Source organism: Carboxylicivirga sp. (assembly GCF_982718395.1).
Genome location: NZ_CEXQWX010000073.1, coordinates 1 through 22,384, shown reverse-complemented (window position 1 = coordinate 22,384; position 22,384 = coordinate 1). Strand labels below are relative to the sequence as shown.

Genomic DNA, 22,384 nt, shown 5'->3' with positions numbered 1-22,384 from the left:
TGTATTATGGTAAGGTCAGAAAAAACCAGGCAATTGATTATTAAAAAAACGGCTTCTATATTCAATAAAAAGGGATATACAGGAACGTATTTGTCAGATTTAACTAATGCGACAGGTTTGACTAAAGGCAGTATTTACGGGAATTTCAAAGATAAAAACGAAGTTGCTGTAGAAGCTTTTAAATACAATTATAAGTTTCAAACAGAACAAATACTTAATAAGATTGAAAAGGAGAACAATTCAGTTGATAAACTACTTGCTTTTTTAAATCATTATAAAATAGCATTTAAACCTATTTTTAATAATGGTGGTTGCGCCATTTTAAATACTGCCGTAGATGCAGATGATGGAAATGATTTACTAAAAAAAGAAGTAATAAAAACGATAAATGGTTGGCAAAGAAAAGTAGCATCACTATTAAGTGAAGGCATTGAAAAAGGTGAAATAAAGAATATTGATATCGACAACTTTTCTTACCGGATGATTTCCTTAATTCAAGGAAGTGTTTTGCTGGCAAAAACGTTAAGTAAACCAGAAATTCTAATAAATAATGTTGATTTTTTAATTAGCGAAATTCATCAAATAAAAGAGAGATAAAAATTTTATCCTATTATATACCGTAAGGTATATGATTAAAACATGTAGATATGAAAAGAGTTGTTATTACAGGATTAGGTGTTATTACACCTATTGGAAAGGATGTAAATGAGTACTGGCAAAATTTACTGAATGGAGTTTCAGGAGCCAATAAAATAACGCGCTTTGATTCAAGCAAATTCAAGACAAAGTTTGCTTGCGAAATCAAAAACTACGACCCTTTAGGTTATTTTGACAGAAAAGAGGCAAGAAAACTTGATAGGTTTAGCCAATATGGACTAATAGCTGCCGAAGAAGCCATAAGTGATGCGAAACTTGATTTTTCTAAGTTAGATACCAATCGGATTGGAGTAATCTTTTCAAGTGGTATTGGTGGTTTTGAAACTTTTGAAAAAGAGATTGTTGATTATACCAATAGTAATTTTAATCCACGATTTAATCCGTTTTTCATCACTAAAATAATATCAAATGTTCTGCCAGGTATTATTTCTATTAAAAATGGATTAAGGGGGATTAATTATACTCCCGTAACTGCTTGTGCTTCCTCAACTCAAAGTATTATTCAGGCTTTTAATTATATCCGATTGGAGAAAGCAGATATCATTATTTCAGGTGGATCAGAAGCACCAATTACAGAAGCCTCAATTGGTGGATTTAATGCCATTAAGGCTATGTCTGCTGATAATGAGAACTATAGCTCTGCTTCTAAACCCTTCGACAAAAATAGAGATGGTTTTGTTGTTGGTGAGGGAGCTGGTACTTTAATAATTGAAAGCCTGGATTCAGCGATGAAAAGAGGTGCCAAAATATATGCAGAAATCATAGGTGGTGGAGAAAGTGCAGATGCCTACCATATTACGGGAACACACCCTGATGGATTAGGAGCATATTTAGCAATGGATAATGGAATAAAAGAAGCTAAGATTACTCCTCAAAAGATTGATTATATCAATGCCCATGCTACTTCAACTGACTTAGGAGACTTGTCAGAGATTAGAGCTATTGAAAGGTTGTTTGAAAGCAATATTAATCAAATTCAGGTTAGTGCATCCAAATCTATGACTGGCCACTTGTTAGGAGGAACAGGTGCGATTGAAGCAATTTCAACTTGTTTATCAGTTAACACAGATTTAATACCTCCAACAATAAACACAAGTGAGATTGACAACAATATACCTAAGGAGCTGAATCTGTCAATAGGAAAAAAGACCTCAAAAACAATTAACTATGCTTTAAGTAACAGCTTTGGGTTTGGTGGGCATTGTGCTGCTCTGATATTAAAAAAATATATTGGTTAAGTTATGTAGAGCTTAAACGGAATAGTTTGATGTAGTTTATAAGTTAAAGCAATAACACAGGAGTAATACATATTAGTTTAATGTTAATTGAAGCATCATGACCTAGTTAAGTCATGTATTGCAGCCTGCTTCTATTTTTTGTAATTTGATCAGAACATGATATACGTATAATGGCCGTTTTTATACTTAGCACATTATCAATAATATACGCTAATTAATCAATATGAAACAAAAAATTACAACAACCTTAGCACTAATGATTTGCTGCTTGATTGCTCACGCTCAGGACAATGATCAAAGCATAAACAATGATATTGAAATTGGTAAATTATACTTGACACCACTACCTGTACTTGCATCCAACCCCGCATTTGGCTTCATGTATGGTGCAGCTGCATCAGGAGGGATATTCCTGGGAGAACCATCCGTTACAAATATGTCCAATGCTGTTGTTACTGCAACTTATACAACGAAGAAGCAATTAATGTTTACATTAAAATCGAATGTATATACAAATAATAATAATTGGTTTTTAATTGGTGATTGGCGATTGTTTTTTTCTTCCCAACCTACCTTTGGCTTGGGTACAGGTCCGCAATCCGAAATATTGGTCACAGATAATGGGTTTGAACTTGGAGATTACAACGATGGTGTTTTAGAAGGTGAATTAATGGAGTTTGACTTGATACGTTTCCATCAAACTGCGTTAAAACAGGTTAAACCAAGCTTCTACCTGGGAATTGGATACCACTTGGATATTCATTCCAACATTAACGACCAATTACTTGATCCTGACGCTGACCCTCCCGTAATTACAAATCACTTTGCCTATAGTGTACTTCATGGTTTTGATCCTAAGGGGTATACTACTTCAGGCTTATCTGTTAACATAGTGTATGATAGCAGAGATAACGTGGCAAATCCATATTCAGGGAGGTATGCGTTTGCATCTTTCCGCAGTATTCCTAAATTTTTGGGAAGTGACAAAAATGCTTCCACACTTTGGTTAGAATACAGGGATTACTTTAATCTCTCAAAAGAAACTCCAAGGCATTTAATTGCATTTTGGTCATACTTAAATATTACAACTAGTGGCACCTTGCCTTATATGTCACTTCCAGCAGTAGGTTGGGATCAAATGGGACGTTCTGGTAGAGCTTATCCTCAAGGCAGGTGGAGAGGTAATAATATGTATTATGCGGAGGTAGAATACAGAGTGCCAGTCCCGTTGGTTAAGAAAAATCCTGACCTTTTAGGAGCTGTGGTTTTCGCAAATGCAACTTCAGCCTCTTCCGAAGATTTAGATGTTAAGCTTTTTGAATATATCAAGCCAGCTGCCGGGCTTGGTCTTCGGGTGATGATTCAAAAAAAATCAAGAACTAACTTGACAATCGATTATGGTTGGGGGGCAGATGGAGCTGGCGCTTTTTATTTGAATCTGAATGAAACCTTTTAATTATAAATTTTCTGAACTATCACAAAAAATCCAGTAATTCCCTTAATTCCTTTATCTCAAATGTTACTTCCTCATTTCGAGATACACCTTTTGTATTGAAAAAGACCTGGTCGAGCCCGGCTTTTTTGGCACCCATTATATCAGCTTCCCAGCTATCACCAATAACAAGGCATTCTTTGGGATTGGCATGGCTGCTTTTAATAGAGTATTCAAAGAAGTACTTATCTGGTTTTTGTACACCAATTAATTCAGAGATAAAAATGTTGGTGAAAAACGGACGCAGTCCGCTGTTGTCTAATTTCTTGTTCTGAACCTCTTTAAAACCATTAGTGATAATGTGAAGCTGATAGTGCTCTTTCAGCTGTTTCAATACCTCCAGTGCGTTGGGGAAGAGTAGTGTTTTAGTGGCGCTTATATCCAGGTAATCTTTGGCAAACTGTTGGGCTACGGTTAAATCATCAAAACCTACTTCAGAAAATGGCAGATAAAAACGCTGAACATTCAGCGTTTTTTTATCCACCTTGTTTCTTCTGTATTGTGCCCATAAGTAGAGATTATGTACTTCATACTTGGCATAGAAATCGTCATAATCATCAAAAAAACGCGCTAGTTGATATGAATCAAACATCTCTCGTAAAGTTGCTTCCGAGTTGGATTCAAAATCCCACAGTGTGTGATCTAAATCAAAAAAGAGATGTTTGTATTTCATTTTTTAGATATTAATGGTCAGAGGTTAGTAGTCAGTAGTGAGTAGAACTCAAATTCTCACCTCTCGTTTCTAATCTTGGTCTCCTGTCTTCCGTCTTCTGTCCTCCGTTCTGAAATTTACTTATTAACCTGAATCACCAAATGTCTAGTCATACTCCAGAAATTTTCCTTGTCAGTAATCCGCACTATCATTGAACCATCATCAGCTGTTTCAAGTGCGTAAGAAGATTCCGGATGATTAGATAAAATCTTCGCCTTAGGCATAAATACATTAAGCGAATCCAGCTCGCGATAATCAATTGCTGTAAAGTAATCTTGCGAAAAGCCCTCTGACAGCAGTTTCTTCTTACTTAAGAAACCATCACTGGTGATAATCTTTTCATCCTTTAGTTCTTTTTTAGTTCCGAAAACATAATAAGCACGATATAATTTCTCGGTTGTTTCTTCCAACTCTTGTTGCGTGGCATATTTTACGTTTTCCAATGAATCAACAACAACTTGTAATCCATCAATTGTAAAATTAAGATCAGCAATTTCAAGGCTCTGGCTTTCCAATTGCTTTTGAAGCTTAATAATTTCAATGGTTTTATTTTTCAACTGGGTATTTAATCGCTTCACCAGTTTATTTAAGTTGGTGTTGTTCGATCCTGATTGTTGCAATTGCTTTTCGAGTTGCGATATCTGCTCCTTATTTTTCAGCATCAGGTCATAAATAGCCTTAATATCTTTGTTGATACGATCTTCCAGAGCTTCGCCACCTGTTTCAACATTGCCGGCTGATAGGGTAATAATCTGTTCCTTCTCTTTAATCTCCTGCAGATTGTCATCTATCTCAATCAATGCTGACACCAGACTATTCATCTGGCGATCTTTCTCGATCGTCATCATTTGCAATGAATCGATCGTTTGATCTTTACTTCCGGCATCTTTTCCAGAAGGATTACAGCCAATTAGAATAAGTACTGTAGTCAATGCGAATAAGTATTTCATAATAATGAATTTAAAGTGTGTAAGGATGCTTAAATATTTGATTAGAATGCGTTTATTCTCTCTTTTTTCTTTTTTCTTCTGTTTTACCTTCTACAATAATAACTATTTCTCCCTTAACGGTTTTAGCCGAGAAATATTGTTTGAGTTCATCCAATGTTCCCTGCTGATTTTCCTCGTGCATTTTGGTTAGTTCACGCGATACAGAAGCTTTTCTGTCAGCACCAAAATACTCGATAAATTGTCCCAGTGTTTTAACCAGGCGAAAGGGCGACTCGTAAAACACCATGGTACGACTTTCGTTAGCCAAAAATTCCAGTCGCGTTTTACGACCCTTTTTCTGAGGTAAGAAACCTTCGAAGCAAAAACGATCGTTGGGTAAACCAGAGTTGACGAGGGCAGGAACAAATGCAGTGGGACCAGGTAGGCATTCCACCTCTATGTTCTCTTCAATACATTTCTTTACCAGCAAATACCCCGGATCAGATATTGCTGGAGTACCTGCATCCGACACCAAAGCACCGGTTTCGCCAGCTTTTATGTGCTCAACTACCTTATCAACCGAGGCGTGCTCGTTGAACTTATGGTGGGAAAACATGCGTGTCGATATCTCTAAATGCTTTAGTAAAAAACCGGTTGTACGCGTGTCCTCTGCCAATATAAAATCAGCCTCCTTTAATATCCGGATCGCGCGTAAAGTAATATCTTCCAGGTTGCCAATTGGTGTTGGAACTACGTATAATCTGCTCATTTATTTTTTTTCTGATTATTTGGGAATATGCTGATTGTTGATCTGCTAATTTGTCGAATCGTTAATTTGTTCATAAAATCTGCACACCCTCTTCAACTTTCAACTAAATAAACCTCCTTTTAATACTCTTATAAAATGACTCAGTAGCCTCATTATCTGCTTCCCAGCTGTAATTCGATTGCAGGAAACTAACCGCCGAATCATATGAATCCATATGGTTGATCTGGTCAAGCGTTTGATTAAATAGATCGGCATTATTGTCAAACAACTCTCGTTGGAAATAAAACCGATCGTTTAGCCCAAAAGCCTTTTTTACATCACTCACCGGCTTACCTATTTGCTTAATGTCTTCTACCTGTTCTTTTTTATTAGCTATGGCTTCATTAACTGACGAGCTATCTTTTTTAATCACTTCGCCTAAGACAGTAGATTTGGTATTGGACTTGGTTCCTTTTTTCCGTGTAGTTACTTCCGAAGGTTTTGGAGAAATTTCTGTAGACTTTGACGTTATCTCTGAATGATTCGAAGACATCTCCGCAGAGTTTGGAGACGTCTCTGAACTGCTTGGAGACACCTCTGAATTGCTTGGAGATGTTTCTGAATGTCTTGGAATAGTCTCTGAATGTTCCGAAGGTATTGCTGAAGACTTTGGAGATGCCTCTGAAGGCTTTGGTGACTTCTCTGAAGCTTTTGAAGGTATCTCTGAAAGATCCGAAGATGTTTCTGAAAGCTTTGGAGATATCTCCGAGTGGCTCGAAGGCGTTTCTGAATGGCTTGAAGATGGAATATCAACTTTAGCCGACTCTCCTTCTGCAAATCGACTCGACGATTCGGCAATAGCTGAATTATCTTCCTCAATACTATTGTTAACGCCCTCAGAAGTTAATGACGATTCACTGTTTTTCGGAGCACCTTTTTCATCATTAAGTTGCTCCAATAATGCCAACTCCTCGTTAATGTTTGCTATTTTAGTGCGGGTTAAATTGATAAAAGCTGCATTAAGCTCATTTTTACCCTTAAAGGTATTAACCAGGGTATGAACTTCTTTAATGTCGTTAAGGATAATATCGATGAGTGCTTCTTTTTCCATAGTAACAAAGTGGCTTTTTAACTTACATACAAAGTTAACGATTGGAATTAAATATTAAGGATACGCTGAATGTTTCTTGAAAGTAAAGCGAACAGGGATTCGCAAAAAGGATGGGTTGAAGTGATTGTTGGCTCTATGTTCTCTGGTAAAACCGAAGAGTTATTACGCCGTTTAAAAAGGGCGAAGATCGCCCGTCAAAATGTTGAAATATTTAAACCGATGGTGGATGTGCGTTATAGTGACGACGAAGTGGTATCGCACGATGCTAATGCGATTCGTTCCACACCTGTCGAATCATCGGGTAACATAATGTTATTGAGCGGAAATGTCAACGTTGTTGGGATAGACGAAGCACAGTTTTTTGATAATGGCCTGGCAGATGTTTGTCATCAGCTGGCTAATCAAGGCATTCGGGTGATCGTGGCTGGTCTTGATATGGATTTTAAGGGTAAACCATTCGGGCCAATACCATCGTTGCTTGCAACAGCTGAATATGTAACAAAAGTACATGCCATTTGTATGCGTTGTGGGGATTTGGCACAATTCTCTCATCGCTTATCAGATGATGAAAAATTAGTTCTGCTGGGTGAAAAAAATGAATATGAGCCTTTATGCAGATGTTGTTTTATGAAAGCTAATTCGTAAAAATGAGGTATAGCGTCAGTCAGTTGGCACATTTCGCATCGACATCTGTCGTTGGCAGGGACAACATAAAAGTTGAGAAGATCGTTTACGACAGTCGCAAAACATTTGAGCCTGATCATACTCTTTTTGTGGCCATTCACACAGGCAATAATGATGGACATGCCTATATAACCGAATTATACGATAAGGGTATCAGGGCTTTTATTGTGGAAGAAAAGGCTGATGTTAACTTTTCATCTTACCCCGATGCAGGATTTATTGTATGCCCTAATTCGGTGGCCTGTCTGCAGAAAATTGCCAGTAGGATACGCCAATCTTTTTCTGTACCCTTTGTTGGTGTTACAGGAAGCAATGGAAAAACCATTGTGAAAGAATGGTTGGCTAAACTGTTAGATAAACGATATAAGGTTGGTCGTTCACCTCGGAGTTTTAATAGCCAGCTTGGGGTGCCATTATCCGTCTGGATGCTTGAAAAAGACATCGATTTGGCGATTATTGAAGCTGGTATTTCCAAACCGGGTGAGATGAGCCGGCTCACCAACTGTGTTCAAGCCAATATTGGTATATTGACCAACATTGGTCAGGCACATCAGGAAAACTTTGAAAGTATAGAGCAGAAGTTGGATGAGAAGCTTCAACTGTTTCATTCGGCAGAAACTATTCTTTTCAATGGCGACGATAAATGGATTTCAGAGACGATACGCCTTCGTTTCCCGGATAAACGATTGATTAGCTGTGGTCGCAAGGTAAGCAACGATCTACAATTGATTGATCAAATAACGAGTGCGAACGGAAGCTTACTCACACTAAAATGGAAAGAACAAGAATTACAGATTCAATCAGTTTACCAGGATGCTATCTCCATAGATAATCTTCTTTTGGTCATTCTGGCTGCTTTAGAGTTTGATATTTCCATCGATCAGCTAAAGGAAGATATTGGAGAGTTGCAACCTATTGCCATGCGTCTCGAGCAAAAAGAGGGCATCAATAATTGTTTGTTAATTGATGATGGTTACAATGCCGATTTAACATCCCTTGAATTGGCTTTGGATTTTCTAAATCAGATGGGAGCGAGGCGAGGACTTTCCAAAACACTAATTCTATCCGATATTTATCAGAGTGGGATGGACTCGAATGAGCTGTTTACAAGGATTAAGCAATTAAGTCACGAAAAGGGAGTCAGTAAACTAATTGGTATTGGTGAGCATTTATTCACAGCTATGGATGGGATAGATGCATATTTAAGTACCGATGATTTCCTTGAGAAAGTTGATATAAATGACTTTAAAAGCGAGGCGATTCTGCTGAAAGGCTCGCGCAACTTTGCCTTTGAGCGAATATCGGCGCTTTTGGAACAGCGAAGACATAAAACAGTTTTGGAAATCAACCTGAACGTGTTGGCGGATAATGTTCAATATTTCAGATCAAAGCTCAAAAAGAAAACGCGTTTGCTGGCTATGGTCAAGGCCTTTTCATACGGTACAGGTTCTTTTGAAATAGCAAATCTGCTACAGCATCAAAAAGTAGACTATCTGGGGGTAGCCTTTGCCGATGAAGGCATTGAATTGCGTAAAGCAGGCATCACTCTCCCCATCATTGTTATGAATCCGGAGTTAAGCAGTTTTCCAATGATGTTAGAGTATGAGTTGGAACCTGAAATATATAGTTTTGAAGTTTTAGATGCCTTTTTAAAAGCTGTTCAACGACAAGGAATGACTAATGTACCCGTTCATATAAAACTGGATACGGGCATGAATCGTTTAGGCTTTTTACCTGATGAGCTGGATGGCTTAATATCAAAACTAAAGGAGGCAAGCCAGTTGAAGGTAAGCAGTGTATTTTCGCACCTGGCCGGAAGCGATGAAGCCATTTATGATGGATTTACAGAAAAACAGATACAAACTTTTAAGCAAGGATGTGAATTGATTAAATGTGAGCTTGGATATGACTTTATCAAGCATATTCTCAATTCAGCAGGTATTGAAAGATTTCCGAATGCACAGTTCGATATGGTGCGATTAGGAATTGGTATGTATGGTGTTTCTGCTACTGATCAGCCACTGGCACAGGTTAGTACGCTTAAGTCCTATGTGTCACAGTTAAAAGTGGTGAAAGCTGGTGAGACGGTTGGCTATAGTCGTAAAGGACAATCTGACCAAGAGATACAGATTGCCATTATCCCAATTGGTTATGCCGATGGGTTTAACAGGCAATTGAGTAATGGCAAGGGACAAGTATCAATTAATGGTCGGCGAGCTAATATTGTGGGAAATATCTGCATGGACATGTGTATGGCCGATATCACTCATATACAGGTTAAAGAAGGCGATGAAGTGGAAATATTTGGTTCTGATATCACCATTGGAACGTTGGCTCAGACACTAAATACGATTCCCTATGAAATTCTGACGAGTATTAGCAGACGGGTTAAGCGTGTTTATGTGATGGAGTAGAGGAACTTGGCATTTTATTAATAATTCTTCCGGCTTTTTTACGCGTTTTATACTTATCAGTTGTCTAATGGTTGTACTTTAATCCTATTTTTGCAGCTATGAAACAACTGACGGGCGATATTTCTGATTTGGTAAAAGAGCATGTTCAATCATTGGACCCTTATGCTGAGGTGATGTTGCTATTTCCCGAGGGAATTGGGATGAATGAAGATATTCAGATTTATGTGTTGACTAACGAAAAGGTGGATTTTCAATTAGAACAGCAGTATTTAGATGCCAGGTACAATGTGGAGTTTCAATCCGGAAAATCTGTATCACTATACATCTACTCGAAGGAAGACTGGCACAAACAGTTTAAGGATACACCCATTTATCAGAAGGTAAATCTTGAGGGGGTCTATATCTAAAAGTTGGCCTCATTTGCATAGCGTACAAGACAACTATTGACAAAACGCATTTATTTAGAAAAATTGAGAATTGAAAAGATGGTAAAGCTAAGTGTTAACTTCTATCTATTGATAATGTTGATTACAATAATGGGTTGCAAGAAGGATTCATTTTTGTCAACTGAAATTACTGGTGTGGTAAAAGATTTTTATAGTGGGGCTGTTGTGCAAAATGAAGATATTAATGTAATTATTGATTTTATTGAACCACGTTATGAGTATAACTTTAAGGATACCTTAAAGCTAAATAAAGATGGTAAGTTCATTTTCAATAAAGGAATTGGTTCTCAAAAGAAAGAACTTGAAGGCACATACTTTGTGAAAATTGAAAATGAAACATACATATCTCCCAATTATACATTTGAAGCAGGTAGAAATCACAATTTTGATTTCTATATAAGGCCTAAACGGACTTTAAGCGTGATTTTTAGTAATGTAAATGAAAGGTTTAATAAAATTGATTTTTCGCTTTATGACAGTGATAGCTATTTTGGAAATAATGGATTTCCTGCTCAAGCTACAGAGTTTAATGTAACTAGTAAAGATACTGTGATTGATTTCTCGGTCGTTGCAGATGAAGAATACATATTTACTTCATATGGCTTTATCTATTATTCAAATAATTACCCAACTGACGTTATAAAGCTTTTTAATAGGTCAGTTTATATTGAGAATATAGATACAACATTTTACAATGTAAATTATTGAAAAAAACGAATGCCAACAAACCGCATAGTGCATAAGGCGTGTGAGTTTTGGATAGTTGTAACTTCGGCTCCACCGCCAAATATAATGAAAATGTAAAACTAAATATGCGCTTTGACTCCGCTTAACTTAGGAAGTTCGTAAAGCTAAATTTCTTACACTTTATGAGGCAGGATTATATTCCATTTAATTCTGATTTAATGGCAAGGAAAAGTAAAATTCTGATCCTTTGTCAGGTGTACTTTTAAGCCATATTTTACCTTTTAATATATCTACCACCATCTTTGAAATTGCTAAGCCAAGGCCAGCTCCTTCGTTAATGGATGAGGAGTTATTTACCTGCCAGAAAGGTTTAAAGATTGATTGTTGATGTTCCTCGGCAATACCCACTCCTGTGTCGGATACCTTGAAAATAATTTCCTCATCGTTCGTGGTAAAACCAACTACTACAATACCTTCCTTAGTATATTTTATAGCATTGGATATTAGGTTACTGATAACTCTTAAGGTTAAGACTTTATCTGACTTTACCGTGACATCAATTTGTTTTGTTCCAGATTCATTAACAATTTTAACTGAGCTTTTTATGTCATAGGCGAAGAGATTAATGCCCTCGTCAATTAATTGATTGGCTGAGAAATCAGAATATTTGGGTTTAGTAATCCCGGAATCCAACTTGGCAACTTCAATGATATTATTCAAGATAGACAGGAGTTGATTGCTGTTTTTGATAATCATCTCGGCATAGGATTTTAACAATGCGTCATCAACCAATTCCATTTCCAAAAGTTGAGCGAAGCCAATAATACTATTCATAGGGGTTCTGATTTCATGGCTGATGTTAGCCATAAATGCTTTTGTCAATTTCTCACTTTCAGATGCTTTCTCAATAGCGGTTTTTAGCTCTACATTTATTTTTTTGAGTTGACCTTTTTCATTTTCCAAATCAGTATTTGCAAGGTTTAACCTTTCTATCATATCTGATAATTGCTTTTGCATTTGATCAAACTCTACCGCTAACTGACCAATTTCGTCGCGTCGGCTAAAAAGCTTTTCTTTTACCTTCACATTTAGTTTCGAATGAGCCATCTGATTTGATAACTGGGTCAGATGGATAATTGGCTTCGAGATGCTCTTAGCTAATAAAGAAGATACGAGCAAGACTAATATTAATACGATAATGGTTAACCAAATTGTATTGTATACAATGACATTAACCGTTTTGAGAATATACTTTTGAGGAACCACCATCACAACCCGATAATCAGAGGAGCCGACTGTCATGCTAGCTAATTCATATTTATTGTCTTTGAAATTAATTTCCCGTATTATCTGTTCATCAGGACCAGTTAATAATTCTGAGATATCATGATTAGTAAACAGTGTTCGGATATTGATATTAATTTCACTGGTGTTCTCAGATAAAAGTATTTTTCCCTGATTATCAACCAACCAAAGATGAGTATCTCCAGATGGTTTGTTTTGCTTGAATTGATCGATCAAAATCGCTGGGTCAATACCGACACCTGCTATACCAACAGGGTCATCTGTTTTGCCCATGAGGACATTGACAAATAACATCGATTGATCAAGTACTTTATTGTAATCGAAGTTAAGCGTGCTTTTTCTTTTGCTGTTAATCGTTTCAAAAAACCATGAGTCATCAGGATCATCTTCTGAAATGACTTCCAGTAACTCAAAATCCTCCTTCCAATATTCATTTGTGTTTTTATTCACTGCAAAAATGGTATGGTAGCCAAGGTCATGGTGGAGTACATTAAGCTTTTGGAGGGCTATCTTCTTTATTTGCGGATCACCATCATTCGAACTGAACCATTCTAAAAAAGCAGGATCATCTGCCAGGTTTAATGATGTTTCGAGAGCCTTTTCAATAATTATTAGCAGATTGCTTTGGTGTGCCTTTAAACTGGAAACAAGTTGGGAGTCGTATACTTTTTCCATTAATGATTGGCGTACTGAGTAATAATGTATAAAACCAAGCGTCAAGACGGTTAGCATAACAAATAGACTCATTGTCAGCACAAAGTTATTTTTTATAGAATTGGGTCGAAGCATTATTAACTGGTTGATTTATTGCGAATATGCGGAATATATTTTGTTTAAACAATCACGTTTTTCGGACTCAGGTAAATAGGCTATATGTAAGGAACAGAACTTAAAATTGTTCATTGAGATTCGTAAAAAGATATTGACTTAACACGTCACTCATTGTTTGTCTAATATGCATTAAATCAATTTAGTCGGGCGACTGAGATTTCCTTCATGCTCTGAAGGTTCGAAATGATGGTATAGGTGTTTGACGCATAGTGCCTGAAATTATTTTCAAAGTTATTTATGGAATTGTAATAGTCATTGCATCCTCTTGATAAATTCTTAAAACTTAACACAAATGACTATGCAAATTCACCCGACCCGGAGAAGGTTTTTCATGATCTTATTACTGTTTATCGGAGTAATTTCAATTAATGCTCAAAAGGAAGAAATCACGGTCATAGGTACTATGACAGATAAACATGGGGAAGCCATACCAGGCTTAACAGTATTTATTGAAGGAACCCAAGAGGGTACAATAACCGATATAAACGGTAATTATTCAATTAAGGCCCCATTAGGATCAACTCTGGTATTTAGTTTTATTGGAATGAAAACCCAGCGAGCCATTGTAACGCGTTCGGGTTTAAATCCCAAAGGGACACGAAAAATTATTCCTTACAATTATACTACTAAAGAAACTCGATTTAAAAGAGAGCAGGAAATTCAAACGCTTAAAGATTCGCTTGAGTATGAGGAACGGATGAAAAAATATCGGCGTTATCTTGCAGATTCATTAGTGTTGAAGCATTACGAACGAACGAATGTAAGGGCATTGGATATGGGTAATGCAAAAGCAAAGCGTCAGGTCCGTCGATATACTGATCCTTATGGAGAAAGGCCCTTTTTGATGGGTAATATTATGGTTGAAAGTGATGTGTCTTTTCTGACAACTGGCAGGTTACCGCAATTGCAAACGGATTATACACAAGGGCGCCCGATAAATGGGCAATTAACTTATAGGGGACCCGAAACAGGTGAGTATTTTTCATGGGGGCCGCCAATAAGCAATCTTGAATTCGACGGTATTCCAACTTCGAATGATAGAAATGGATCATTGGTATTGAGAGGCACAGGAAATGGAAAAGCTGCCATTGCTTATAAGCCCAAAGATTTTTTTCAAACAGGAATTAATAGAACGATAGGACTTACCAGCTATCAAACTATTTATGGGGTAAAAACCAATTTGATCTATCAAAACGAACGTGGTACAGGAGTGATTCCAAATGAAGAAAACACACAACATACTTTTCGATTTAAGCTTAATTGGGATGAGCGTCTTAAAGCAAGTGTCAATTTTAGCAATAATGATCAGCGATATGCGGATGGCTTGATGCAATCGCGAACATTGGCTGGTGTTTACCTGACACCGGTAAGTTTTGATAATGCCAACGGATTGTCTTCAAAGGAGGCACTTAAGCAGACCGGTAATATTTATCATCCCGATGGGACGATTCGAAGTGCCTCGCCCGGAAAGCTTGATAATCCTTATTTTATAGTGCGTGAGGGATTGAATACAAGAAAGATAAAATCGTTTAATTACAATGTTGATTTTAACGAAGATTGGAATACCGGTTCTATTGATGTCAGTGTTTCCGGTGAGCTTTTTCGTGACAAGCGATACCTGTACTTTCCGGAACTGATGGTTGGGCAGGATAAGGAGAGGAGCAGCTTGCGCCAAGAGAAACTCGAAAACTATTTCATGGGTGCGAATTTCTCTAATAACCTTTATACATACAAGTTGAGGTTAATTGTACCATTCAGAGCCGAATTCTATAATTATACCCGAGAGCTAAACCTAAACGGTTTGGAACAGCCTGTAGAAACACGAAAGAGACAAGCGTTGATGGGCAGTCCATTTATACAGTATAATCATAATAGAGATTTGTTTCTGATAAAAGCAGGTACAAATGTATATGCTTCATCAACAAGTGATAAAACATATGTGCGTCCCAATATAGGTTTCTACCTTAACCCCTTCAATATTATGGATGCTCTGTTCTTTTGGGATACGCACAATGTGTTTCAGAAATTCAAACTTCGATACGATTATCATACAGTGGTTAACGAGTATAGCTTACAGACACCAGCCGGATTATCAAATTCACTATTTTATAATGTCAGCGACTTTAATTCTTACTTTGAAGATAGGGAGATTGATATAAGTGATGCTCTCCGACCTGAATTAGTTACCAAGCATGATCTTTCACTCGAAACCTCTTTTCTTAATGGTCGCCTGATAACAGCCACAACATTTTATTTAACCAATCGCGAAAACAGTATTTTCCCTGTAGTGGATGATAACGAATTGGTTTTTAAAAATGTTGGAGAGATTAAAACGAAAGGATGGGAGCAGGAAATAAGTGCACAGATTCTTAATCATGGCTTTAAATGGAATTCAAAGCTATTGATATCGCAGGCAAAACCAGAATTAGTCCATCTGGAAGATAATCGGCCCATTGCTATTGCTGGTTTTAAAGATGTGCATACCGCATTTGTTACTGGTCAGACGCCCGGGGTAATTCGCGGAAGTGCTTTTATGAGAAATACACAGGGGCAAATGATCATAGGTGATGATGGATTTCCAATTACTAAACAGGAGTTGGCTGTTATTGGCGATCCAAATCCCGATTATCTCATCGGGTTAAGTAATCAATTTAGCTCAAGAGGATGGAGTTGGGGGCTTACCATTGACTGTGTCATTGGAGGTGATGTCTTGAACGGCACTCAGGCAACTCTTGATTATTATGGTGTTTCTATCACTACCGCTAATCAACGACACATCAGCGATTACATTTTTGATGGAGTTAGATTGGATGGTTCTGTTAACAACATCCTGGTTGACTTTGCACCAAAAGATGGCATGGAAGAAGATAACCGATGGGTACGTTATGGAGTAGGAGGAGTGGCTGAGGAATACATCGAGGATGCATCACGCCTGGTTTTAAAAGAACTTTATTTCTCTTACAGTTTTCCTAAGAAAACAATAATACCCTGGGGGCTGGAACAATTGTCTCTCTCACTATATGCCAATAATCTGGTGACCATTACTGGCTATCGTGGCAATCTGGGTTCTAACACATTATGGGGGCACCATAACACCATGGGACTTGATTATTTCAATAGTCCACAAATACGTCGTTATGGCGCTTCATTAAAACTAACATTCTAACCTTAAAACAGATAAATAACATGATGACTCGAAAATATATATGGCCTGTAATGGCATTGGTTTTGTTTTTTGGAATCACAAGTTTTACACAGCCCGGAGAGCTATTTATCCGCTACTTGCATAAGAAACTGACCGAGTATAAACTACTCTATCCGACTGAGAAAGCTTACCTGCATACTGATAAAACATTTTACAAACCTGGCGATGATATCTGGATTGCTGGTTACCTTGTGGATGGAACTTCACACAAGTCATCCGAACTTAGCAATATTTTATACGTTGAGCTGATTGACCCCAAAGGCTCAACCATTAAAAAGCAAATGTTTAAGGTGAAAGATGGTAAATGCAAAGCACATTTGCATCTTCCGAACGAGGCACCTGGAGGCCTTTATGTATTAAAGGCTTATACCAAATGGATGAGCAACTTTGGTTCTAAATTTGTTTTTGAAAAGAAACTGCAGGTACAAAAGATTATTAAACCACGCATCCTATCTGTTTTAGACTTTGCTAAAGAAGCCTATGGGGCATCAGATACTGTGAAGGCCCAACTCAATGTACGTGATTTAAGTAATATACCAATTGCCAACAAACAGTTTAGTTTTACGGTTCGCTTAAAGGGTAACCTTTATCAACGGGGGAATGCAACGACCAATAAAGATGGAGATGCCGATATTTTCTTTGTTTTACCTGAAAAGTTAAATTCGTCAGATGGTGTATTAAATGTTGTGTTATCGCATCGTGGACGTAACGAATCCATCTCAGGAGCTATTCCTATCGTGCTGAACAAACTGGACTTGCAATTTATGCCGGAAGGAGGCGATGCTATTGAAATGCTCCCTTGCCGAATGGCTTTTAAGGCTTTAAACGAATTTGGTAAGCCTGCCGATGTGGAAGGCGAGATTTATAATAGTAAAGACAAATTAGTGACTTCTTTTAAAAGTTTTCATCAGGGCACGGGAGCCTTTGATTTTGTACCTGATTCCAATGAGACCTACACTGCAATTATATTAAAACCTTCAGGAGTAAAGAAAAGGTATCCATTACCAGCCATACGATCAGAAGGTTGCGTTCTACATCTGGATAAAAGAAAGGATAATGTTTATCACTTCGAATTACATTCCAATATTCATGAAATGGTGCATATCGTGGTTCATCTTCGTGGTAAAGTACTTTACTGTGATTCGTTTAAATTAAAAGGAGGGAAGCTTGAACTGCCGGTGAATATAGATAAGAAGGGCATTAGTGGCGTGGCTCAGATTACTGTTTTTGATGACTTTGAGCGTCCGTTGGCCGAACGGTTATTTTTTATTTTTCCAGAGAATCGGCTTAGTATTGATCTGAAAACCAATAAAACCACTTATGCACCGAGGGAAAAGGTGGAAATGGAACTAAAGGTAGAAGACGGCATTGGTAGCCCGGTTGAGGGGAATTTTTCTTTGGCTGTTGTTGATGACAAGTTGATCACTTTTACCGATGATAAACAAGACAATATCACATCCAATTTATTGCTTTCGTCTGACTTAAAGGGTGAGGTTTATGAACCATCATTTTACTTTGATCCGGAGGAAGAAAAGGCACCTGAAGCCATTGATTATCTTCTGCTAACGCAGGGATGGCGACGGTTTAATTGGTCAGAGGTACTTCATATGAAGAAGATTATCCTGCAAGAGAAGGAGCGTTACGATATGATTTTAGGCCAAATAACCAATTCAGCAGGAAAAGGAGTGAAAGCAAGAGTTGTAATAGTTGATGAAAAGCTCAATAAATTTGTTAAACTGACTACAGGTAAGGGAGGTCGCTTTTCAGTATCTGATTTAGATGACTATAAACTGCTTCGCGTTTTTGCTCTTCCGCTTGATCGTAATGAAAGCAATATTCGAATTAACATTAGTCAGGCCACGCCCAATATAAAAAAGTACTCGCCAGATAGTCATGTTGGGTTTGGTAAAGTGAAAGTTAATCCATTAATCGCTGAAACGAAGGAGGTCAATAATTCCATTTCAATGGATATTGCAGACGCAGATAATAGTCAGGAGATCAGTTTACTATCATCTGATTTTGCAATGGAAGAGGATGCAGTTGCTCTTGATGAGGTTATAACAGTAGCATATGGCAGCCAGCGAAAAAGTGAGCTGACAGGTGCAATTACAACTGTTTCAACCAGTGAGTTAAGAAGTAATGGCTCAACCTTAAATGGTGTATTGCAAGGGCAGGTAGCCGGTGTACAAGTTATCAATAACAATGGATCACCGGGTGCCCGATCGTCTGTGATTATCAGGGGTACATCTGCTGTATCGGCAAATAATGAACCCTTGTATATTGTAGATGGTGTTCCGGTAACCAATATTCAGACGGTGGATCCGGATAATATTAAAAATATCAACGTATTAAAGAGTGCAGCTTCTACAGCATTATACGGATCAAGAGCTGCGAATGGTGTTATTATTATCAATACGAAAGATGGCTATTACAATAATTATCGCCGAACAAGAAAGTATGCGCGTAAGATGGTGCAGCAGTATGTTTCCAATGCCTATGTTTTTGATCTTGTAAAGGAGTTTTATGTGCCACACTATGGTCGTAAAGGTGATATGAATGACAAACTGGATAAGCGTGAAACCATCTATTGGAATCCGGCCATCAAGACTGATAAAAAGGGAAAAGCCAAAGTGGTGTTCTATAACTCAGATGAGATAACCACTTTTCGGTCGATTGTAGAAGGAGTTGGAAATAATGGATTGGTTGGAAGGGCAGAGGCATTCCATAATGTAGAGAAACCTTTGACCATCGAAGCGAAATTTCCACCTTACGTTGTATTTGAAGATATACTGGAAGTACCTGTTTTAATTACCAATAATTCTGATGAAAAGATAGAAGGAGCATTGGCTCTGATGATTCCTGAAGACTGGGAATGGCTAACTCCACCACCTGCAAGTGTTAGTATTGAGGCCAACGGATATTCCGAAATTATCATGCATATCAAAGTTGGTCCTGAGGTTGGAAAAGAAACAATTAGTCTGGATTTTAATACAGAACAAATGCATGTTGAAAATAAAAATGAGACACAGGTAGTTAGTAAAGGCTTTCCGGCAGAGATGTCTTATTCGGCAAGAGCTAAGGAAGCAACATTCAGCTTCGATCTGTCAAAGGCGGTTAATCAAAGCACTGAAATGAGCATCTCAGTTTACAACAATGTTCTGGCGGAAATGATGGATGGTATAGAATCAGTTATCCGTGAGCCATACGGTTGCTTTGAGCAGGCCAGTGCGTCCACATATCCGAATATATTAATCTTGAAATACCTGCAGGAGAATAAAGAACTAAGTGATGAACTCAAAGAAAAGACCCTGAAATATATCAGTGCCGGGTATAAAAAACTGGTTGGTTACGAAACTAAAGATCATGGTTTCGAATGGTTTGGTCATACTCCTCCACACGAAGGACTTACTGCCTTCGGACTGATGGAGTTCTATGATATGATGGAAGTTTATCCGAATGTGAGTGTAGACATGATAAAAAGAACCAAGGATTGGTTATTGAGTCGAAAAAATGGTAAAGGTGGGTTCCATACCAATAGAGGTAAATATGGTTTTTCGGGTGCTTCAGAAAAAGTGACAGCAGCATATATTGTTTATGCATTTTCTGAGGTTGGTGTTCAACCAGAACTCTATCAGTTAGAGTATGAAAAGGCATGGAAGGAAGCACTAAAGAGCAAAGATGCTTACCGGGTAGCTTTAATGGTCAATGCATCTTTAAATCGAAATGATCAGCAGAAAGCACAGCCTTTGTTAGATATAATCACCAGTAAATTAAGCAAAGGGAAAGTGGAGAAGTTGATAGCGGATCATTCTATAGTACGTTCCTGGGGTAAATCGCTGCAGGTAGAAGTAGCCGCATTATCTGCTATGGCTTTGATGAAAAACGATGATCAAAATTTTACTGAGGTACTTACACTGATGGATTATATTTTCGGTGCTCGCAGTTACGGAGGATTCGGTTCAACACAAGCCACGGTGCTGTCCTTAAAAGCCATTACCCAATATGCTTCTATTGTGAATAAAATACCTGAAAACGGTAGTGTTACGATTACGATCAACGATAAAGATGTGATAACAAAAACGATTAGCAGCGACGATAAGTTGGTAAAGATTGAAGAACTGGAGCAGTACCTGACCAGTGGTGTACAGACCTTTCATGTTCGCTTTAATGATCTGTCTAATCCTGTGACATTTTCTGCAAATGCCAACTGGCGACAAACAATACCTGTTTCATCGAAGGCGTGTAAGGTACAGATTCAAACACAGCTGATGGCAGATAAGTGTAAAAAGAATGAGTTGGTTCGTCTGTCAACCCGAATCATTAATAAAGGCCAAAGTGGTTTGCCAATGACGGTCGCAATGGTGGGATTGCCTTCTGGTTTATCTGCACAGCCCTGGCAGTTGAAGAAAATGCAGGAAGAGCATGTGTTTGACTATTACGAGATTCATAAGAACTATGTAGTTTTCTATTATAGGGAGTTAGGGCCCAATACCAGAAAAACAATTAATCTGGACTTGAAAGCCGAAATGCCAGGAGTTTATTCTTCTCCGGCCAGTTGCACTTATTTGTATTATACCAATGAGTTTAAAGACTGGCATCAGGCTGGAAGCATTGAGATAACTGATTAAAAACAAAGCATCTCCGGGGAATAAATATTTCATCCTCGGAGATTTTCCTTTTATACCGTTCTGAAAAATAATCGACTTCTTCTATTGAACTTTAAATTAAATACCTTAAATTAGATTTCGTTGTTTGATTAATGCTAAAGGGAAAGAGCTATTAATTTTGCAACATAAAGAATAATTAATCGGGATACAGTATAGTACATGCACTAATATTTAGTGGAATGTGAAAAGGTCTTTGACATACTGCAATCCCTTGAAAAAATCCTTACATACATTGTCGTGTTTGATCAGGAGAATCAATTAAATTATCGTGTAAGTTTCCTATAGTGACGATTGTATTGTTATTTTTCTTACAACCTATCTGTACAGTTGTAGAAATGGTTGAACGTTTCTGATTAGCCTTTTGGAAGGTTGTACAGTTCGATGAACAGTATCGTTTTGCTACTCTCAGTTTATAAAATCGGATAAGTGCTTCTATTTTTCTTCTCGCCAATTGTAGAGTATTCTAAATGATTCTGTTTTACTGCTCTCAACTTATTAAGTCGATCAAATGATTCGTATTTATTCTTCTCACATTGTAAAGCATGTTGTATGATTCTGTTTTCGTTCATGTATCCGGTAGAGTAGCTTGAGTGATTCTATTTTCTTTCTTACAAGTTGTAGAGTAGGTAGTTTGTTTCCGATTTTCTTCTGGCAATTTGAAGAGCTATTTATTCAGAATACTCATTCATACATACAAACCGGTGAGCTAATAACATGTTCATGATTTATATGTTGATTATTGATTGACTAAATAATTAAACCTTATGCTCCTATCCGGCTTATGCTGGATCTTCTATTGCACTTTTAACGACTTAATTTTAAACTTTAAAGAACATTCTTATGCACAAAATTGCCTATTCATTGTTTTCGCACAAGGCCTTTTTTACTTTCGTTAAAGAATTATTGGCCATCCTTAGTTCAGCCAGTGTTGATATTGCTGGGATGAGTGTTTTTGTTGACAAGGTATCAAGAGCATTTCATAATTTTGATATGGCCTTATCACGTGATTACGTGGATCCATTCACCGTAAAGATTAATGCAGCTGACCGGCAGCGCGATTTGCGTTTCCTGGGATTTAAAAATTATGTGGAAGCCTGCAGTTACCGTCAGGAAGAGACTTGGCAGAAGGCGGCTGTACAAATTAAAGCAGCCATTGAACGTTACGGTAATGACTTGTATCGCTTATCCTTACCAGAAGAGTCGGCTGCATTACAAAATCTGATGACCGATCTGGGTGAAGAGCCATTGAGTACTGCCT

Annotated in this window: 15 protein-coding genes; 10 read left to right on the top strand and 5 right to left on the bottom strand. The window is 37.6% G+C overall.

Features of this window, described 5'->3' with window-relative positions:
* Positions 1-33: 33 nt before the first annotated feature.
* The 3 genes from AC4MRQ_RS14180 (at position 34) to AC4MRQ_RS14170 (ending at position 3,351) form a co-directional block, all read left to right on the top strand.
* Positions 34-597 (top strand): TetR/AcrR family transcriptional regulator, encoded by a 564-nt coding sequence (locus tag AC4MRQ_RS14180; RefSeq protein ID WP_491198346.1) that lies wholly within the window; start codon positions 34-36, stop codon positions 595-597.
* A 50-nt stretch (positions 598-647) separates the two neighbouring features.
* Positions 648-1,895: a beta-ketoacyl-ACP synthase II gene (gene fabF / locus AC4MRQ_RS14175; protein WP_491198345.1), complete on the top strand. Its 1,248-nt coding sequence runs from the start codon at positions 648-650 to the stop codon at positions 1,893-1,895.
* Between the two features lie 223 nt (positions 1,896-2,118).
* Positions 2,119-3,351, top strand: coding sequence for a BamA/TamA family outer membrane protein (locus AC4MRQ_RS14170; protein ID WP_491198344.1), 1,233 nt, complete (start codon positions 2,119-2,121; stop codon positions 3,349-3,351).
* Between the two features lie 19 nt (positions 3,352-3,370).
* Here the strand turns inward: AC4MRQ_RS14170 and AC4MRQ_RS14165 are convergent, their stop codons facing one another.
* The 4 genes from AC4MRQ_RS14165 to AC4MRQ_RS14150 form a co-directional block, all read right to left on the bottom strand.
* Positions 3,371-4,060, bottom strand: coding sequence for a YjjG family noncanonical pyrimidine nucleotidase (locus AC4MRQ_RS14165; RefSeq protein WP_491198343.1), 690 nt, complete (start codon positions 4,058-4,060; stop codon positions 3,371-3,373).
* A 116-nt stretch (positions 4,061-4,176) separates the two neighbouring features.
* A complete protein-coding gene (locus tag AC4MRQ_RS14160; RefSeq protein WP_491198342.1) occupies positions 4,177-5,049 on the bottom strand; it encodes a Cbp1 family collagen-binding glycoprotein adhesin in 873 nt (290 codons plus the stop codon).
* Positions 5,050-5,101: 52 nt separating this feature from the next.
* Positions 5,102-5,797: a 16S rRNA (cytidine(1402)-2'-O)-methyltransferase gene (gene rsmI, locus AC4MRQ_RS14155; protein WP_491198341.1), complete on the bottom strand. Its 696-nt coding sequence runs from the start codon at positions 5,795-5,797 to the stop codon at positions 5,102-5,104.
* 103 nt (positions 5,798-5,900) lie between these two features.
* Entirely contained in the window at positions 5,901-6,887 is a 987-nt protein-coding gene (locus AC4MRQ_RS14150; RefSeq protein ID WP_491198340.1) for a DUF8457 domain-containing protein, read from the bottom strand.
* Positions 6,888-6,956: 69 nt separating this feature from the next.
* Between AC4MRQ_RS14150 and AC4MRQ_RS14145 the strand changes: the two genes are divergently transcribed.
* The 4 genes from AC4MRQ_RS14145 (at position 6,957) to AC4MRQ_RS14130 (ending at position 11,139) form a co-directional block, all read left to right on the top strand.
* Entirely contained in the window at positions 6,957-7,532 is a 576-nt protein-coding gene (locus AC4MRQ_RS14145) for a thymidine kinase (protein WP_491198339.1), read from the top strand.
* A 2-nt stretch (positions 7,533-7,534) separates the two neighbouring features.
* The gene (locus AC4MRQ_RS14140; protein WP_491198338.1) at positions 7,535-9,985 is read left to right on the top strand and encodes a bifunctional UDP-N-acetylmuramoyl-tripeptide:D-alanyl-D-alanine ligase/alanine racemase; all 2,451 of its coding nucleotides are present in this window, start codon (positions 7,535-7,537) and stop codon (positions 9,983-9,985) included.
* Between the two features lie 98 nt (positions 9,986-10,083).
* On the top strand, positions 10,084-10,392 hold the full coding sequence (locus tag AC4MRQ_RS14135; protein WP_491198337.1) for a hypothetical protein: 309 nt from the start codon (positions 10,084-10,086) through the stop codon (positions 10,390-10,392).
* Between the two features lie 153 nt (positions 10,393-10,545).
* Positions 10,546-11,139 carry a hypothetical protein gene (locus tag AC4MRQ_RS14130; RefSeq protein WP_491198336.1) on the top strand — a complete coding sequence of 198 codons (594 nt, stop codon included), beginning with the start codon at positions 10,546-10,548 and terminating at the stop codon, positions 11,137-11,139.
* A gap of 183 nt (positions 11,140-11,322) precedes the next feature.
* On the opposite strand, the gene AC4MRQ_RS14125 is transcribed toward AC4MRQ_RS14130, so the two are convergent.
* Complete coding sequence (locus AC4MRQ_RS14125) at positions 11,323-13,170, bottom strand: HAMP domain-containing sensor histidine kinase (RefSeq protein WP_491198335.1); 1,848 nt, start codon at positions 13,168-13,170, stop codon at positions 11,323-11,325.
* 415 nt (positions 13,171-13,585) lie between these two features.
* Between AC4MRQ_RS14125 and AC4MRQ_RS14120 the strand changes: the two genes are divergently transcribed.
* The 3 genes from AC4MRQ_RS14120 to AC4MRQ_RS14110 all read left to right on the top strand — a co-directional run.
* The gene (locus tag AC4MRQ_RS14120) at positions 13,586-16,420 is read left to right on the top strand and encodes a carboxypeptidase-like regulatory domain-containing protein (protein ID WP_491198334.1); all 2,835 of its coding nucleotides are present in this window, start codon (positions 13,586-13,588) and stop codon (positions 16,418-16,420) included.
* 20 nt (positions 16,421-16,440) lie between these two features.
* A complete protein-coding gene (locus AC4MRQ_RS14115; RefSeq protein WP_491198333.1) occupies positions 16,441-21,087 on the top strand; it encodes a TonB-dependent receptor plug domain-containing protein in 4,647 nt (1,548 codons plus the stop codon).
* 879 nt (positions 21,088-21,966) lie between these two features.
* On the top strand, positions 21,967-22,384 hold a 418-nt coding region (locus AC4MRQ_RS14110; protein ID WP_491198332.1), incomplete at its 3' end, for a DUF6261 family protein.

Coding starts and splice junctions, on each gene's coding strand:
- AC4MRQ_RS14165 (WP_491198343.1), bottom strand. CDS start 4,060: ATGAAATACAAACATCTCTTTTTTGATTTAGATCACACACTGTGGGAT.
- AC4MRQ_RS14145 (WP_491198339.1), top strand. CDS start 6,957: ATGTTTCTTGAAAGTAAAGCGAACAGGGATTCGCAAAAAGGATGGGTT.
- AC4MRQ_RS14125 (WP_491198335.1), bottom strand. CDS start 13,170: ATGAGTCTATTTGTTATGCTAACCGTCTTGACGCTTGGTTTTATACAT.
- fabF (WP_491198345.1), top strand. CDS start 648: ATGAAAAGAGTTGTTATTACAGGATTAGGTGTTATTACACCTATTGGA.
- AC4MRQ_RS14170 (WP_491198344.1), top strand. CDS start 2,119: ATGAAACAAAAAATTACAACAACCTTAGCACTAATGATTTGCTGCTTG.
- AC4MRQ_RS14150 (WP_491198340.1), bottom strand. CDS start 6,887: ATGGAAAAAGAAGCACTCATCGATATTATCCTTAACGACATTAAAGAA.
- AC4MRQ_RS14135 (WP_491198337.1), top strand. CDS start 10,084: ATGAAACAACTGACGGGCGATATTTCTGATTTGGTAAAAGAGCATGTT.
- rsmI (WP_491198341.1), bottom strand. CDS start 5,797: ATGAGCAGATTATACGTAGTTCCAACACCAATTGGCAACCTGGAAGAT.
- AC4MRQ_RS14140 (WP_491198338.1), top strand. CDS start 7,535: ATGAGGTATAGCGTCAGTCAGTTGGCACATTTCGCATCGACATCTGTC.
- AC4MRQ_RS14160 (WP_491198342.1), bottom strand. CDS start 5,049: ATGAAATACTTATTCGCATTGACTACAGTACTTATTCTAATTGGCTGT.
- AC4MRQ_RS14115 (WP_491198333.1), top strand. CDS start 16,441: ATGATGACTCGAAAATATATATGGCCTGTAATGGCATTGGTTTTGTTT.
- AC4MRQ_RS14120 (WP_491198334.1), top strand. CDS start 13,586: ATGATCTTATTACTGTTTATCGGAGTAATTTCAATTAATGCTCAAAAG.